This is a genomic window from Streptomyces sp. NPDC026246 (assembly GCF_055567995.1).
Window position 1 is genome coordinate 287,104 of record NZ_JBVHPJ010000008.1, and the last position, 15,062, is coordinate 302,165.

Consider the following 15,062-nt stretch of genomic DNA (forward strand, 5'->3'; position numbering starts at 1 on the left):
CGCATGCCGGCGCGTCATCGGGCGGCCCGGCCGGTCGTGTCCCCGGTCCGGTGGGCCAGCTCGCGCAGTTCCCACCAGGCGGCGGGGCTGGGGCGTCGCTGCCGCCAGTAGGGGTGGAAGAACGCCCGGACCGAGAGGCGGTGCAGGCGCCGGCGCAGTTCCGTGCGGCCGGGGCGGTCGGCTAGCTGACGGTAGGTGGCGCTCCACTCCCGCTGCACCCGGACGAGGTCGTCGGGAAACGTTCGCATGCCATGAATTCAATCATGTGTTCGATTTTTGGGGCCAGCGTGAGCCGGGGCAGGAGTGCGGGACGCGTCAGGCCGGTTCCGGCTGGGGTTCCGGGCGCGGGGCCGGGGCGGGGGCCGGGTCCCACTGCCTGGTGGTGCGGATGTAGCCGTAGACGACCGAGACCATCGCCAGGACGAGGAGCGGGCCGGACAGCTCCGGGTACCGGGCCAGCTGCATCGGCAGGTAGCGGTACGACAGCAGCAGCGCGACGAAGACGGCGGTGCCGTAGGCGACCAGCTGGATGCCGCGCCGGTCCCAGCCGTACCGCGTGGCGCGCAGTGCCGCCTCCACCGTGAGGGCGAAGACGACACCGGCGATGAGGTCGACACCGTAGTGGTAGCCGAAGCCGAGGGTCGCGGCGAGCGTGGTGACCAGCCAGAACGTGCCGGCGTAGCGCAGCAGCCGCGGGGCCCTGCGGGTGTGGACGAAGATCGCCACCGCCCAGGCCGTGTGCAGGCTGGGCATGCAGTTGCGCGGGGTGATCCCGTCGTACGTCATGGGGTGCGGGGCCGTGAGCTGCGGTGCGGTGTGGGGCCACAGGTCGGCCACGGCCCACTCGACGCCGCCCGTGCCGGAGGCGCCCGGGCCGTAGGCGAAGACGGGTCCGACGACCGGGAAGAGCATGTAGATGCCGGGCCCGAGGAGGCCGATGAGCAGGAAGGTACGGACCAGGTGGTGGCGCGGGAAGCGGCGTTCGACGGTGACGTGGCGCAGCTGGTAGGCGGCGACGACGACGGCCGCGACCGCGAGCTGGGCGTAGACCATCTGCAGCACGTGTGTGCTGACCGGGTGGGTCGCCTCGACGATCCGGCCCGCGAGCCACGACGGGTTGCCGAGAGCGTGGTCGGCCGTCGCGACGTACTGGTCGAGCACGGCCGGGCGGGTCTTGGCGGTGATGAACAGCCAGGCGTCGCCGGTCTTGCGGGCGGCGACCAGCAGCAGGCCCAGCCCCACGCCCTTCAGGAGCAGGACGCGTTCCTCGCCGGTGCGGCGGGTGACGGCGACGACCCCCGTGGCCAGCATCACCCACAGCGCGCCGGTGCCGGCGGAGTGGCCGTCGGGCGCCTCGGCTCCCGCCGCCCAGCGCACCAGCAGCAGGACGGCGTCGAGGCCGAGCGCCGCGCCGGCCGCCAGGAACCGCTGCCGCCAGGTGAGCACCACCATCATCAGCACCAGGCCGCCGTACAGCGGGCCCGGCTTGGGGGCGAGGACCAGGGCGTTCACCTGGGTGGTGAGCGGTCCGGGTTCGCCGTAGCGGCGGCTGGCGATCTCCAGTGCGGTGAGGAATCCGAGCGCCACCACGGCCGCCGCGCCCCAGAGCACCGCGCGTCCGTGGCGCCACCCGGCCGACGAGGCCGTGCCGCCTATTCGCGAAACCACGCGCACTGCTCCTGCTGTCGGTCCGACGGCCGGTCCGTGCGGACCGCCGAGTGGAGGGGAGGCGATGGGGGCGCCATCGCGGGCTCGAACATGCTATCGGCGAGGCGAGAGGGGCGTCAGTGGCCTGTGGAGGCGGTCAGGCGCTCCGCCAGCGTCGCGGCGAAGTCCTCGGCCCGGGCCAGCTGGACGCGCAGGTCCTCCACCTTCCGCCCAGCCGCCTGTTCGTAGCCGCGGAGCCGGTCAAGGAGTTCTTCGCGCGCCTCCGGGTCGAGATCCTCGCCGGAGTCGAGGCGGTCGGTGGCCTCCAGCAGGGCGCGCATCTCGTCGAGGGTGAACCCGAGCGGCTTCATGCGGCGGATGACCATGAGGCGGGCGACGTCGGCCTCGGTGTAGAGGCGGAATCCGCCCTGGGAGCGGGCGGAGGGGATGACCAGGCCGGTCTCCTCGTAGTGCCGGATGGTGCGCAGCGACAGCTCGGTCCGGGCGGCGACCTCGCCGATCTGCATGTGCTCGCCGATCCGCGTGCGCTCGCCGATCCCCATGTGCTCGCTGCTCACGCCGCGCCTTCCTCGTCTCTCGCCGGGCCGGCCCCGGTCCGGGAGGTCCCGCTCCGATCTCTACCCTAACGTCAGGGTAGAGTTGCCGGGGCGGGGCCGCCGGCTGTCCGCCGAGTCCGTTTCCGTCGCGTACTCGGTACGGCCGCGTACTCGGTACGGCCGCGTACTCGGTACCCAGGTCCTCATGGTGCGGGACGCCGTCCCGCCGCCGGGAGTTGCCTCGGGGTCGTCGGCTCGGTGACCGCGATGGTCGTCTTCGCCCGGCGCGTCGCCCGGTTCGCCGACGTCACGGCGGTCGCCGACCCCGACGGCGGCTCCGTCGTCTACCGGGTCACCGGTGAGCCGTTCTTCGCCTCCTCCAACGACCTCGTCGGCCGTTTCCGGTACGCCGCCGATCCCGACCGGGTCGTCATCGACCTGTCCGCCGCGCACATCTGGGACGCCTCGTCGGTGGCGGCACTGGACGCCGTCGAGACCAAGTACGCCCAGCACGGCAAGACGGTCGAGATCACCGGCCTGAACGAGGCCAGCGCCCGGATGCACCGCACGCTGAGCGGTGAGCTCACGGGCGGTCACTGAGCCGCCGCCCACCGCCTCGGCCGTCAGCGCCTCGGGGGTCTCCGCCGAGAGGTCGTTCGACGGCGGCGTACCGGGCTCCGGCTCCGGGCGCCGCCGCGCCTGACCTGGCTGGCGCCGAGCGCGACGGGCGCGGCGGGCGCGGCGGGGCGCCATCACCGCGCAGGAGCTTCACAGTTGCGGATTCACGGACATGGGACCGTCACACAGGGGCATTCGGATGTCGTCAAGAGTGAGGAGAGTGCGGCCCGTTCGGTCCGTGCAACCGACAACTGGGAGTATCCAATGGCGACTTACGGTGGTTCCTCTGCCGCGTCCGGATCGCGCACCAACGGCCTGGCCATCGCGAGCCTGTGCTGCGGCATCGTCGGCCTGTTCTTCCTGAACATCATCCTGGGCCCGCTGGCCATCGTCTTCGGTGCCGTCGCCCGCCGCCAGGCGTCGGTCAAGAACGGCGCCGGCATGGCGAAGGCCGGCATCATCCTCGGTGTCGTCGACGTCGTCCTGTGGCTGATCCTGCTGGCGGTCGCCGCCAACAACGGCGGCTTCAGCTGGTACGTGGGCGGCTGACGCACCGCCCCGCAGACCCGGGGTTTCGCGGGCGGGCGCAGGCCGGGCACCGGCCGCCCCCCGCGCCACCCGGCAGCCGCGGTCACGGACGGACCGGACGGGTCCGTCAGTGGGCCGCGGCTGTCTTTTTTGCGCGCGAGAGCCCGCTGGCTCGACGGGTGGTACCCGGCGCTGGACGCGGTCGCCGTCCGACGCCTCCTCCTCCCGGCGGCGGCGCGGAGTCGGTCGCGGCCGGATACTGGCCGGGCGGCCCGGCTCGAACGGCCCGGGCCGCACGGTCGGTGGAGGAGGCGCGGTGGAGTGGGGAACCGGAGCGCTGGGGTTCGCGGCCGGTGTGGTGATCTCGCTGGTCACCGCACCCGTCGGGGTCTCCGGGGCGGTGTTCCTGCTGCCCGTGCAGCTCAGCGTGCTCGCCGTGCCGAGCCCGTCGGTCACGCCGACGAACCTGCTGTACAACGTCGTCGCCGGCCCCGGTGCGCTGCTGCGCTACCGCCGGGACGGGGTGCTCGGCGGTCCGCTCACCCGGCGGCTCGTCGCGGGGACCGTGCCGGGGGTGGTCCTCGGCGCGCTCGTCCGCGTCTTCGCGCTGCCCGGCCCGGTCGTCTTCCGGGTCCTGGTCGCCGTGCTGCTGCTCCCCCTCGGGCTGTGGCTCGTCGTGCGCACGCTGCGCCCGGCCCGCCGGCGCGGGCACGCGGAACCGTCCGGCCGGTCGGTGAGCGCGGTGGCCGTGGCGGTCGGCGTGGTCGGCGGCGTGTACGGCATCGGCGGCGGTTCCCTGCTGGGGCCGCTGCTGGTCGGCCGGGGCATGCCCGTGGCCCGGGTCGCCCCGGCGGCGCTCGCCGCGACCTTCGTGACCTCGCTGGTGGGCGCCGGTACGTACGCCCTGCTGTCGCTGACCGGTGGTCAGGACATCGCGCCCGACTGGCTGCTCGGGTTCGCCTGCGGGCTGGGCGGCCTGACCGGCGGCTACCTCGGCGCCCGCCTCCAGCCCCGCCTGCCCGAGCGGTTCCTGCGGCTCCTGCTCGGCACCCTCGCCGCGTCGGTCGGCGCGCTCTATGCGGTGCAGGCCGTGCGCTGACGCGCGCGGACCGCAGCTCGCCCGCGCTGCGCGGACGCGCGGCGCGGGCGACGGGGCTGCCGGTCGGGACGGTTCAGTCCTCGTCCTCCAGGTTGCCCTCGGTCTCCAGGTACACCTGGCGCAGCGCGTCCAGGACCGCCGGGTCCGGCTTCTCCCACATGCCGCGCGACTCCGCCTCCAGCAGCCGCTCGGCGATGCCGTGCAGCGCCCAGGGGTTGGCCTGCTGGAGGAACTCGCGGTTGGCCGGGTCCAGGACGTACGCCTCGGTGAGCTTGTCGTACATCCAGTCGGCGACCACGCCGGTCGTGGCGTCGTAGCCGAAGAGGTAGTCGACCGTGGCGGCGAGTTCGAAGGCGCCCTTGTAGCCGTGGCGGCGCATCGCCTCGATCCACTTGGGGTTGACGACCCGCGCGCGGAAGACGCGCGACGTCTCCTCGACGAGGGTGCGGGTGCGGACCGTCTCCGGCCGCGTGGAGTCGCCGATGTACGCCTCGGGCGCCGTACCGCGCAGGGCGCGGACCGTGGCGACCATGCCGCCGTGGTACTGGAAGTAGTCGTCGGAGTCGGCGATGTCGTGCTCGCGGGTGTCGGTGTTCTTCGCCGCGACCGCGATCCGCTTGTACGCCGTCTCCATCTCCTCCCGGGCCGGACGGCCGTCCAGTTCACGGCCGTAGGCGTACCCGCCCCAGACGGTGTACACCTCGGCGAGGTCGGCGTCGGTGCGCCAGTCGCGGGAGTCGATCAGCTGCAGCAGGCCCGCGCCGTAGGTGCCGGGGCGGGAGCCGAAGATGCGGGTGGTGGCGCGGCGTTCGTCGCCGTGGTCCGCGAGGTCGGCCTGGACGTGGGCGCGCACGTGGTTGGCCTCGGCCGGCTCGTCCAGCGAGGCGGCCAGCCGGACCGCGTCGTCCAGCAGGCCGACGGTGTGCGGGAACGCGTCGCGGAAGAAGCCGGAGATGCGCAGCGTGACGTCGATGCGCGGGCGGCCCAGTTCCTCGTACGGCACGGCCTCCAGGCCCGTGACCCGGCGGGAGGCGTCGTCCCAGACGGGGCGCACACCGAGCAGGGCGAGCGCCTCGGCCACGTCGTCGCCGGCGGTGCGCATCGCGCTGGTGCCCCAGAGGGACAGGCCGACGGACGTGGGCCACTCGCCGTTGTCGGTGCGGTAGCGCTCCAGGAGGGAGTCCGCGAGGGCCTGGCCGGTCTCCCACGCGAGGCGGGAGGGGACGGCCTTGGGGTCGACGGAGTAGAAGTTGCGGCCGGTCGGCAGGACGTTGACCAGGCCGCGCAGCGGGGAGCCGGACGGGCCCGCGGGGACGAAGCCGCCGTTCAGGGCGTGCACGGCGTGGTCGATCTCGCCGGTGGTGGCCGACAGGCGGGGGACGACCTCGTCGGCCGCGAACCGCAGGATGGCCGCGACCTGTTCGGCGCGCTCGGCGTCGACTCCGGCCGCCACCACCGCGGGTACGGCGGCCGGGTCCCAGTCCGCGTCCTCCATCGCCTGGACCAGGGCGCGGGCCTGCTCCTCCGCCTGGTCGGCGGTGGTGCGGGTCGCGGCGGACTCGTCCAGGCCGAGGGCCTCGCGCAGACCGGGCAGGGCGGTGGTGCCGCCCCAGATCTGGCGGGCGCGCAGAATGGCCAGGACGAGGTTGACGCGGTCGGCTCCGGCGGGCGGGTTGCCCAGCACGTGCAGGCCGTCGCGGATCTGGGCGTCCTTGACCTCGCACAGCCAGCCGTCGACGTGCAGCAGGAAGTCGTCGAAGCCGTCGTCGTCCGGGCGGTCCTCCAGGCCGAGGTCGTGGTCGAGGCGGGCGGCCTGGATGAGGGTCCAGATCTGGGCGCGGATCGCGGGGAGCTTGGCCGGGTCCATGGCGGAGATCTGGGCGTACTCGTCGAGGAGTTGCTCCAGGCGGGCGATGTCGCCGTAGGAGTCGGCGCGGGCCATGGGCGGCACGAGGTGGTCGACGAGGGTGGCGTGCACGCGGCGCTTGGCCTGGGTGCCCTCGCCCGGGTCGTTGACCAGGAACGGGTAGATCAGCGGGAGGTCGCCGAGGGCCGCGTCGGGGCCGCAGGCGGCGGACAGGCCGGCGTTCTTGCCGGGCAGCCACTCCAGGTTGCCGTGCTTGCCGAGGTGGATCATCGCGTCGGCGCCGAAGCCGCCGTCCTCGGCGCGGGCCGCGATCCAGCGGTAGGCGGCGAGGTAGTGGTGCGAGGGCGGCAGGTCCGGGTCGTGGTAGATGGCGATGGGGTTCTCGCCGAAGCCGCGCGGGGGCTGGATGAGGACGAGCAGGTTCCCGAACCGCAGCGCGGCCAGGACGATGTCGCCCTCGGGGTTGCTGCTGCGGTCGACGAACATCTCGCCGGGCGCCGGGCCCCAGTGCTCCTCGACCGCCGTGCGCAGCTCCTCGGGCAGCGTGGCGAACCAGCGGCGGTAGTCGGCGGCGGGGATGCGCACCGGGTTGCGGGCGAGCTGTTCCTCGGTGAGCCACTCCTGGTCGTGGCCCCCGGCCTCGATGAGCGCGCGGATCAGCTCGTCGCCGTCGCCGGAGACCAGGCCGGGGATGTCGGCGTCGCCGAAGTCGTAGCCCTCCGCCCGCAGCCGGCGCAGCAGCGCGACCGCGCTGGCGGGGGTGTCCAGGCCGACCGCGTTGCCGATGCGGGAGTGCTTGGTCGGGTAGGCGGACAGCACCAGCGCCAGGCGCTTGTCCGCGGCCGGGATGTGCCGCAGCCGGGCGTGGCGTACGGCGATGCCGGCGACGCGGGCCGCGCGCTCCGGGTCGGGCACGTAGGCGGGCAGGCCGTCGGCGTCGATCTCCTTGAAGGAGAACGGGACGGTGATGAGGCGGCCGTCGAACTCGGGGACGGCGATCTGGGTGGCCGCGTCGAGCGGGGAGACGCCCTCGTCGTTCTCCTCCCAGGCGGCGCGCGAGCCGGTCAGGCACAGGGCCTGCAGGATCGGCACGTCCAGGGCGGCGAGCGCGCCCGCGTCCCAGGACTCGTCGTCCCCGCCCGCGGAGGCGGCGGCCGGCTTGGTGCCGCCGGCGGCGAGGACGGTGGTGACGATGGCGTCGGCGGAGCGCAGCGCGTCGACCAGTTCGGGCTCGGGCGCCCGCAGGGACGCCACGTACAGCGGCAGGGCCCGGCCGCCCGCGTCCTCGATCGCCTCGCACAGGGCGCCGACGAACGCGGTGTTGCCGCTCATGTGGTGGGCGCGGTAGTAGAGCACGGCGACGGCCGGACCGTCGGTGGCGCGGGCCTCGCGCTCCAGCGGGCCCCAGGTGGGCGCGGCCGCCGGGGCCTCGAAGCCGTGGCCGGTGAGCAGGACCGTGTCGGACAGGAAGCGGGCGAGCTGCTCCAGGTTGGCCGGGCCGCCGTGCGCGAGGTAGGCGTGCGCCTCGGCGGCGATGCCGACGGGGACCGTGGAGGCGGCCATCAGCTGGGCGTCCGGGGCCTGTTCGCCGGTGAGGACGACCACCGGGCGGCCGTCGGCCAGGAGCAGGTCGAGGCCGTCCTGCCAGGCGCGGACGCCGCCGAGGAGGCGGACGACGACCAGGTCGACGCCGTCGAGGAGGCCGGGCAGGTCCTCCAGGGGCAGCCGGGCGGGGTTGGCGAAGCGGTAGGGCACCGGGCCGTTCGCCGCTCGGGCGCTGAGCAGGTCGGTGTCGGACGTCGACAGCAGGAGGATCATGCGGCGTCGGCCTTCCTCGGGGTGTCCGCGCCCCGGGTGGTGGTGTGGGGTCCCGGCTCCTGCGGAGGGGGGAGCCGGAAGAAGGGAGTTCCTGACTTGCCCGGGTTGTGGCCGGGTTCACAGTGGCGGGACCGCGCCGGATTCACACCGGGCTTCCTCCCCTGGTCGCCGTGGTGGCGGTGGTGACGGACCTGATGATCCGCCGACGAGCATAGTAAGGGGCGGGGGAAAAGGGCAGAGCGTACAGCCGGTGTGATGGTCGGTATGCTCGCCGCCATGTCCACGGCTGCCCCTCGTCCATCGCCCCAGGCCACAGCGGCCTCACGGGCCCGCGGTGACGCATGCCCGGGGACGCTGCGGCTGCACGACGCGGACGACGGGGCGCTGGCCCGGGTCCGGGTGCCCGGCGGGGTGCTCACCGTCGCGCAGGCCGGGGCCCTGGCGGAGGCGGCCGGACGGCTGGGCGACGGGGAGTTGCACCTCACCTCGCGCGGCAACGTGCAGCTGCGGGGCCTGCGGGAGGCGTGCGGCGCGGAGCTGGCCGGGCTGCTGGACGCGGCCGGGCTGCTGCCGTCCCACGCGCACGAGCGGGTGCGCAACGTCGTCGCCTCACCGCTGTCGGGACTGGACGGGCGGGGCCTGCGGGACGTGCGGCCCTGGCTGACGGAGCTGGACGCGGCGCTGTGCGCGAGCGCGTCCGCGACCGCGCTGTCGGGCCGCTTCCTGTTCGCCCTGGACGACGGGCGCGGGGACGTGGCCGGGCTGGGCGCCGACGTGACCGTGCGGGCGGTGCCCGGCGACGGGGCGCTGCTCGCGCCGGGTTCGGGCGACGACGTGCTGTACGTGTCCGGGGACGACGCGGCGCGCGCCGCGCTGCTCGCGGCGGAGGCCTTCGCCGAGGTCGTGCGCGAGAGCGGGGCCCGGGTGTGGCGGGTGGACGAACTGCCCGGCGGGCGGGGCGGGTTGCTGCGTGCGGTCCGCGACCGGCTGGCCGGGGCGGGCATCGGGGTCCGGGACGGGGTCCGGGAGGCCGCCGAGGGCGCGGGGCCGCCGCCGGGGGTCGTCGGGTCCGCCGTGTCCGTGCACGTCCCGCTCGGCCGTCTCACGGCCGCGCAGTGGCGGGAGTTGACGGAGGCCGCCGCCGGGGAGCTGCGGCTCACGCCGTGGCGGGGTGTGGTCGTGCCCACCCCCGGACCGGGCGACGCGGCCGCCGCGCTGTCCCGCCTGGCGGGCACCGGTCTGGTCACCGAGCCCGGCTCGCCCTGGCTGCGCGTGGGCGCGTGCATCGGCCGGCCCGGGTGCGCCAAGTCCCGGGCGGACGTACGGGCCGACGCCGCGCAGACGCTGGCCGCAGCCGGCCGGTCCGCCCTCCCCCTGTACTGGTCGGGCTGCGAACGCCGGTGCGGGCACCCGCCGGACGGCCGGATCGACGTGGTGGCCGCGCCCGGCGGCGGCTACGAGCTGTCCGCCGTCGCCCCCGGCCGGCCGGCGCGCACCGCCTCCCTGGACGACCCGTCCCACCTCGCCACCGCACTGGCGGCGATCACCCCATGAGCCGTATGCCGACGACCGAGAGCAGCGAGAACACCACCGTGACCACGTACGACTACGAGAAGGACGGGGCGGCCATCTACCGCCAGTCCTTCGCCACCATCCGCGCGGAGTCGGACCTCGCGGGACTGCCCGCCGACGTCAGCCAGGTCGCGGTCCGGATGATCCACGCCTGCGGCATGGTCGACCTGGTGCGGGACCTGGCCTACTCGCCTGCGGTGGTGGCCCGGGCCCGGGAGGCGCTGCGCGCCGGGGCGCCGATCCTCTGCGACGTGCAGATGGTGGCCAGCGGGGTGACCCGCAAGCGGCTGCCCGCCGGCAACGAGGTGCTGTGCACCCTGTCCGACCCGTCGGTCCCCGACCTGGCCGCGCGGCTCGGCACGACGCGCAGCGCCGCCGCGATGGAGCTGTGGCGGGACCGGCTGGAGGGCTCGGTCGTCGCCGTGGGCAACGCGCCCACCGCGCTGTTCCGGCTGCTGGAGATGATCGACGCGGGGGCGCCCCGGCCCGCCGCGGTCATCGGTGTCCCGGTCGGGTTCATCGGGGCCGCCGAGTCCAAGGACGCCCTGGCCGCACACCCGTCCGGCCTGGAGCACCTGGTCGTCCGGGGCCGTCGCGGAGGCAGCGCCATCGCCGCCGCCGCGCTCAACGCGATCGCGAGTGAGGAAGAGTGAGCGGGAAGCTGTACGGGGTGGGGCTCGGCCCCGGTGACCCGTCCCTGATGACCGTACGGGCCGTCGAGGTCATCGCCGGGGCGGACGTGATCGCGTATCACAGCGCCCGGCACGGGCGGTCCATCGCCCGCTCGATCGCGGCGAAGCACATCCGGGCCGACCACATCGAGGAGAAGCTGGTCTACCCGGTCACCACCGAGACGACCGACCATCCGGGCGGCTACCAGGGCGCCATGGACGACTTCTACGCGGAGGCGTCCGAGCGGCTCGCGGCCCATCTCGACGCCGGGCGCACGGTCGCGGTCCTCGCGGAGGGCGACCCGCTGTTCTACGGCTCCTACATGCACATGCACAAGCGGCTCGTGGACCGTTACGACACCGAGGTGATCCCCGGTGTCACCTCGGTGTCCGCCGCCGCGGCCCGGCTGGGCACGCCGCTGGCCGAGGGCGAGGAGGTGCTGACGATCCTGCCGGGCACGCTGCCCGAGGACGAGCTGACCGCCCGGCTCGCCGCGACGGACGTGGCGGTCGTGATGAAGCTCGGCCGCACCTTCCCCAAGGTCCGCCGCGCGCTGGAGAGTTCGGGACGGCTGGAGCAGACGCGGTACGTCGAGCGGGCCACCATGGGTGGGGAGCGGCTGGCCGAACTGGCCGACGTCGACCCGGAGTCGGTGCCGTACTTCTCGGTCGCGGTGCTGCCGAGCCAGGTGGACGCCGAGCCCGTCGCGCGGGAGCGGGGCGAGGTCGTGGTGGTGGGCACCGGGCCGGCCGGGCCGCTGTGGCTGACGCCGGAGTCGCGGGGTGCGCTCGCCGCCGCCGACGACCTCGTCGGCTACACCACCTATCTCGACCGGGTGCCGGTGCGGGCCGGGCAGCGGCGGCACGGCTCCGACAACCGGGTCGAGTCCGAGCGCGCCGAGTTCGCGCTGCAGCTCGCGCAGCGGGGGCGGCGGGTGGCCGTGGTCTCCGGTGGCGACCCGGGGGTCTTCGCGATGGCGACGGCGGTGCTGGAGGTCGCGTCGCAGAAGGAGTACGCGGACGTGCCGGTGCGGGTGCTGCCCGGGGTGACCGCGGCGAACGCCGCCGCGGCCCGGGCCGGGGCGCCGCTCGGCCACGACTACGCCACGATCTCCCTGTCCGACCGGCTCAAGCCGTGGGAGGTCATCGCCGAGCGGCTGCGCGCGGCGGCCTCGGCGGATCTGGTGCTGGCCCTGTACAACCCGGGCTCGCGCAGCCGCACCTGGCAGGTGGGCAAGGCACGCGACCTGCTGCTGGAGTACCGGGACGCGCAGACGCCGGTGGTCGTGGCCCGGGACGTCGGCGGCCCCGGCGAGCAGGTCCGCGTCGTCCGGCTCGGCGAACTCGTCCCGGAGCAGGTCGACATGCGCACGATCCTGCTGGTCGGCTCCACCCAGACCCGCGTGGTGCGCCGGGGCGACGGCGAGGAGATCACCTGGACGCCGCGCCGCTACCCGGAGGACTGAGCGGGGCGTGCGGGACGGCGCGGGGCGTCCCCCTGCGCCGGACCGTCCGGCCGGGAACCGTGCCCGGGCAGGCCGCCTTCCGTCGCGTGCTGCCCTCCATGGGGTTCCCGGGTGAGCCGGGAGACCAGTTCGAGCCAGCCGTCCTCCAGCCGTCGCATCGGTACGTCGCACTGGTCGCTCAGGTGCCACAGGAGGGCGGGCTCCAGATAGCCCAGCAGCGCGTGGCCGAGCAGTTCGGCGTCCGCGTCCGGTGCGGCCAGGCCCAGCAGAATGCTGATCCGCTCGTGGTACATGCGGCGAGAGGGGCGCCGGAAGCGCCGGTCGGGGGAGGGCTCGGCGGCCAGCTGCAGCTCCATCTCCCGGGCGTAGCGCCGTATCGCGGCCACCCCGAAGGCGCGAAGCTGCTCGATCGCCGTGCCGCGGCAGTCCGCTTGTTCCGGACCGCTGAGGTGAGCGGCCCGGAATGCGTCCTCGGAGCGCTGCAGCAGGGCCTGCAACAGGCCTGCGCGGTCGCCGAACCGCCGGAAGACGGTGCCCTTGCCGACACCCGCCGTGGTGGCGACCGCCTCCATGGTGAGGTGCTTCAGCCCGCGCTCCCGCGCAATGCGTGCCGCGGCGTCCAGCAGCCGGGCGTGATTGCGTGCCGCGTCCACGCGCAGGCGTCTTCCGTCCTGGCGACGAGGCGGTGAGTCCTCGCGCCGGTCGCTCCCCTCCCCGCTCGGACCGGGGCAGGCTCGCGCCGGGAGCGCGGCTCGTCGCCGCGGTGCCGCCCGGGTGACGGACTCGACGAGGTCGAGTGCGAGGCCGGCGGTGTGCAGCGCGGCCGCGCCGGGTTGCCCGATCACCGGCAGCAGGTCGGCCAGCAGGGTGACGAAGCGTCCGCCGTTCTCGTGGACGGCCGCCATCGAGCCCTCCCACAGCGCGGCCCGGACGCCGACCGCGCTGAGCGACCCGGTACCGGCGGCCGACTGCGCGAGAAGCTCCGCCAGACGGTGCTCGACGGGGGTCGGCTGCCACGCGCCGTGGCGGAGGTCCCGCAGGAGCGCTCCGAGTCGGGTCTGGACGCTGTCGAGGGGTGAGTGCCGAGGGGGACGGGGTTCGTCGGGGGTGGTGGACACGCGGAACGCTCCTAAGAGGATGCTGGAGTGCGGGTATCGAGGGCACGGGTGTGGTCGGCCGCCGGTGGCGGTCCCGTGGAACGGGCTGGGCGGCCGCGTCGGAGACAGCGGTGGCAGGACCGGCGGCACCGGGTGGCGCCCTGCGGCTGGGGGGCACCACCCGGTCGTGACCGTTCGCCCCGGGATCAGTCGCCGGGCAGCAGGACGGTCTCGTCGCCCTCGAACCAGGCGTTGTCGATCGTCAGCCGGCTGATGCGCCAGGTGCCTCCGTCGCGGATCAGGTCCGCGTCGTAGCGGTTCATCATCAGCGCGTGGCGGGTCCGGTCCGGCTTGGGGCCTTCCCCCGGCAGGTAGTGCTGAGCCATGGCGTAGCAGTTCACGTGGGCGGTGTCGCCGCGCACGTCGGCGCGGACGTTGCTGATCACGTGGCTGGTGTCGAGCGGGCCGACTGCCGGGACGAGGGCTCCCACGACGGCGTCACGCGGCTTGAGCACCGGGAAGTCGAGGCCGATCTTGCTCGTGGCCGGTGTCAGGTCGACCGTGGCGTCCTCGGTCAGTGACAAGGCCAGCAGATCGGCGTCGCCGTGGTCGAGTCCGGCCGTGTAGCGGTGCAGTGCGTCGGCGATCGCGGCGTGGTCGGTGAGAAGCTGCAGTCGGTCGTCGGCCATCGGGCGTTCCTCGGGGGGGATGTTGTGGTTCAGGCGGAAGAGGTTGTCCGGGTCGAAGCGCCTCTTGACGCTGCGCAGCCGGTGGTAGTCGGCCTCGTCGTAGGCCGCGCTCACGTCGGACACGCCGGTGTCCTGGGCGGCCATGAAGTTGAGGTAGCGGCCGCCGGTGGACCAGGGGCGCATCCGCTGCATCAGCCCATCGGCGTAGGTATTCATCGCGGTGAAGGCGTCGGGTGCCCCGACGCCCACGACCCAGAGGGCGAACCGGGCGTCCCGGTGCCCGACAGCGTTGTCAGCGGTGCGGGCCAGAGCGCCGCCGAGGTGCCGCAACTCGACGAAGTGCACCAGGCAGTCGGCCGTCGGGCCCGCCGCGGTCAGGATCTCCTCGACGGTCTCGGCGGTCAGTGAGTGCAGCATCGCGGTGCGTTCCATGAACGGCGCCGGATCCACCGGGTCGTTGTGGATCTGGGCGAAGGACGCGTACGGCAGGGGGCCCAGGGTGTCCGCGAGGACAGGTGCGGCCGCCCGCAGCGGCGCGACCAGCCGGGTGGCCTCGGCTGCCGGGCCGAGGTGGGAGAGGCGCACGTGCACGGCGAAGCGGTCGGCGAGGAAGGCGGGCACGCCGGGCAGGGCCGGCAGGCGCAGCAGGGCGATCGAGGAGCTCAACTCGTCCGGGGCCCCGGCCGTGACCTCGGCGTAGGCGTGCAGGACGGCTGCTGCGTCGGCACCGTCGAAGAAGAGTCCGCCCGCCCACAGCTCCTGCACGGGGAAGAGGGCGAACTCCATGGCGGTGACGACACCGAAGTTGCTCTTGCCGCCGCGCAGTGCCCAGAACAGGTCGGGTTCCGACGCGGCGTCGACGAAGCGCAACCCGCCGTCGGCCGTCACGACCTCCAGGGAGGTGACGTGGTCGGCCGCCCATCCGTGAGCGCGGCCCATGGTGGGGCTCAGGCCCCCGCCGAGGGTGTAACCGACGACTCCCACGAGCGGTGAGGAGCCGTTGAGCGGGGCGAGGCCCAGCGGGGTCGCCGCGTCGATCACCTGCTGCCAGCGGGCTCCCGCCGCCACGCGGGCCGTGCGGGTCTCGGGGTCGACGCTCACCTGCGCCATGCGGTGAGTGGTGATCAGAACCGCGTCGTCGGCCGGGAGTGTCGCCTGGTGGCCGGTGGCCATGACGGCGACCGGCAGACGCCGCTGCGCAGCGAAACGGACGGCGACCTGCACGTCGGTACTGTTCGCGGCCCCGACCACGACACAGGGGCGGTGGGTCACGGCGAGGTTGAAAGGCGCGCACTCGGCGGCGAACCCCTCGTCCTCCGGCCCGAGGACGGGCCCGGTGATGTGCGCTGCCAGACCGGCGCGCGTGAGTGAATCGAGCATGCGTGCATTGCATCGAACGCGTGTCGACGTGGCGTCGACGGCGCGTCGACGGG

Annotated in this window: 11 protein-coding genes, 1 pseudogene and 1 riboswitch; of the genes and pseudogenes, 6 read left to right on the forward strand and 6 right to left on the reverse strand. The window is 74.4% G+C overall.

The window, feature by feature from the left end; genetic code table 11:
* Positions 1-14: 14 nt before the first annotated feature.
* The 3 genes from ACZ4M5_RS21885 to ACZ4M5_RS21895 all read right to left on the reverse strand — a co-directional run bounded on the left by ACZ4M5_RS21885 (position 15) and on the right by ACZ4M5_RS21895 (position 2,174).
* Entirely contained in the window at positions 15-248 is a 234-nt protein-coding gene (locus ACZ4M5_RS21885; protein ID WP_467739214.1) for a hypothetical protein, read from the reverse strand.
* Between the two features lie 67 nt (positions 249-315).
* Entirely contained in the window at positions 316-1,611 is a 1,296-nt protein-coding gene (locus ACZ4M5_RS21890; RefSeq protein WP_467739468.1) for a DUF5933 domain-containing protein, read from the reverse strand.
* Between the two features lie 173 nt (positions 1,612-1,784).
* On the reverse strand, positions 1,785-2,174 hold the full coding sequence (locus ACZ4M5_RS21895; RefSeq protein ID WP_467739470.1) for a MerR family transcriptional regulator: 390 nt from the start codon (positions 2,172-2,174) through the stop codon (positions 1,785-1,787).
* Positions 2,175-2,450: 276 nt separating this feature from the next.
* On the opposite strand from ACZ4M5_RS21895, the pseudogene ACZ4M5_RS21900 reads away from it, so the two are divergent.
* The 3 genes and pseudogenes from ACZ4M5_RS21900 to ACZ4M5_RS21910 all read left to right on the forward strand — a co-directional run.
* Positions 2,451-2,804, forward strand: a pseudogene (locus tag ACZ4M5_RS21900) (STAS domain-containing protein); the annotation flags it as partial.
* 282 nt (positions 2,805-3,086) lie between these two features.
* On the forward strand, positions 3,087-3,371 hold the full coding sequence (locus ACZ4M5_RS21905) for a DUF4190 domain-containing protein (protein ID WP_467739216.1): 285 nt from the start codon (positions 3,087-3,089) through the stop codon (positions 3,369-3,371).
* 295 nt (positions 3,372-3,666) lie between these two features.
* On the forward strand, positions 3,667-4,449 hold the full coding sequence (locus ACZ4M5_RS21910) for a TSUP family transporter (RefSeq protein WP_467739218.1): 783 nt from the start codon (positions 3,667-3,669) through the stop codon (positions 4,447-4,449).
* A 73-nt stretch (positions 4,450-4,522) separates the two neighbouring features.
* On the opposite strand, the gene cobN is transcribed toward ACZ4M5_RS21910, so the two are convergent.
* A complete protein-coding gene (gene cobN / locus ACZ4M5_RS21915; protein WP_467739220.1) occupies positions 4,523-8,134 on the reverse strand; it encodes a cobaltochelatase subunit CobN in 3,612 nt (1,203 codons plus the stop codon).
* 65 nt (positions 8,135-8,199) lie between these two features.
* Positions 8,200-8,334, reverse strand: a riboswitch (cobalamin riboswitch).
* Positions 8,335-8,398: 64 nt separating this feature from the next.
* Between cobN and cobG the strand changes: the two genes are divergently transcribed.
* Genes cobG through ACZ4M5_RS21930 form a run of 3 tightly spaced genes read left to right on the forward strand, consistent with a single transcriptional unit; the run spans position 8,399 to position 11,843 of the window.
* Positions 8,399-9,688, forward strand: coding sequence for a precorrin-3B synthase (gene cobG / locus ACZ4M5_RS21920; protein WP_467739472.1), 1,290 nt, complete (start codon positions 8,399-8,401; stop codon positions 9,686-9,688).
* Entirely contained in the window at positions 9,685-10,359 is a 675-nt protein-coding gene (locus tag ACZ4M5_RS21925; protein WP_467739222.1) for a precorrin-8X methylmutase, read from the forward strand. Before cobG ends, ACZ4M5_RS21925 begins: the two co-directional genes overlap by 4 nt.
* Positions 10,356-11,843, forward strand: a complete 1,488-nt coding sequence (locus ACZ4M5_RS21930; RefSeq protein WP_467739224.1) for a precorrin-2 C(20)-methyltransferase — start codon at positions 10,356-10,358, stop codon at positions 11,841-11,843. Before ACZ4M5_RS21925 ends, ACZ4M5_RS21930 begins: the two co-directional genes overlap by 4 nt.
* Here the strand turns inward: ACZ4M5_RS21930 and ACZ4M5_RS21935 are convergent.
* Together ACZ4M5_RS21935 and ACZ4M5_RS21940 are read right to left on the reverse strand one after the other, a co-directional pair.
* The gene (locus tag ACZ4M5_RS21935) at positions 11,828-12,961 is read right to left on the reverse strand and encodes a TetR/AcrR family transcriptional regulator (protein ID WP_467739226.1); all 1,134 of its coding nucleotides are present in this window, start codon (positions 12,959-12,961) and stop codon (positions 11,828-11,830) included. The two genes, ACZ4M5_RS21930 and ACZ4M5_RS21935, sit on opposite strands and share 16 nt — an antisense overlap.
* A gap of 185 nt (positions 12,962-13,146) precedes the next feature.
* Positions 13,147-15,009 (reverse strand): nuclear transport factor 2 family protein, encoded by a 1,863-nt coding sequence (locus ACZ4M5_RS21940; RefSeq protein WP_467739228.1) that lies wholly within the window; start codon positions 15,007-15,009, stop codon positions 13,147-13,149.
* Positions 15,010-15,062: the final 53 nt, after the last annotated feature.

What these genes read in the sequence shown, in the direction of transcription:
- ACZ4M5_RS21895 (WP_467739470.1), bottom strand. Translation starts at nt 2,174, where the DNA reads ATGCAGATCGGCGAGGTCGCCGCCCGGACCGAGCTGTCGCTGCGCACC.
- ACZ4M5_RS21905 (WP_467739216.1), top strand. Translation starts at nt 3,087, where the DNA reads ATGGCGACTTACGGTGGTTCCTCTGCCGCGTCCGGATCGCGCACCAAC.
- ACZ4M5_RS21925 (WP_467739222.1), top strand. Translation starts at nt 9,685, where the DNA reads ATGAGCCGTATGCCGACGACCGAGAGCAGCGAGAACACCACCGTGACC.
- cobG (WP_467739472.1), top strand. Translation starts at nt 8,399, where the DNA reads ATGCTCGCCGCCATGTCCACGGCTGCCCCTCGTCCATCGCCCCAGGCC.
- cobN (WP_467739220.1), bottom strand. Translation starts at nt 8,134, where the DNA reads ATGATCCTCCTGCTGTCGACGTCCGACACCGACCTGCTCAGCGCCCGA.
- ACZ4M5_RS21940 (WP_467739228.1), bottom strand. Translation starts at nt 15,009, where the DNA reads ATGCTCGATTCACTCACGCGCGCCGGTCTGGCAGCGCACATCACCGGG.
- ACZ4M5_RS21885 (WP_467739214.1), bottom strand. Translation starts at nt 248, where the DNA reads ATGCGAACGTTTCCCGACGACCTCGTCCGGGTGCAGCGGGAGTGGAGC.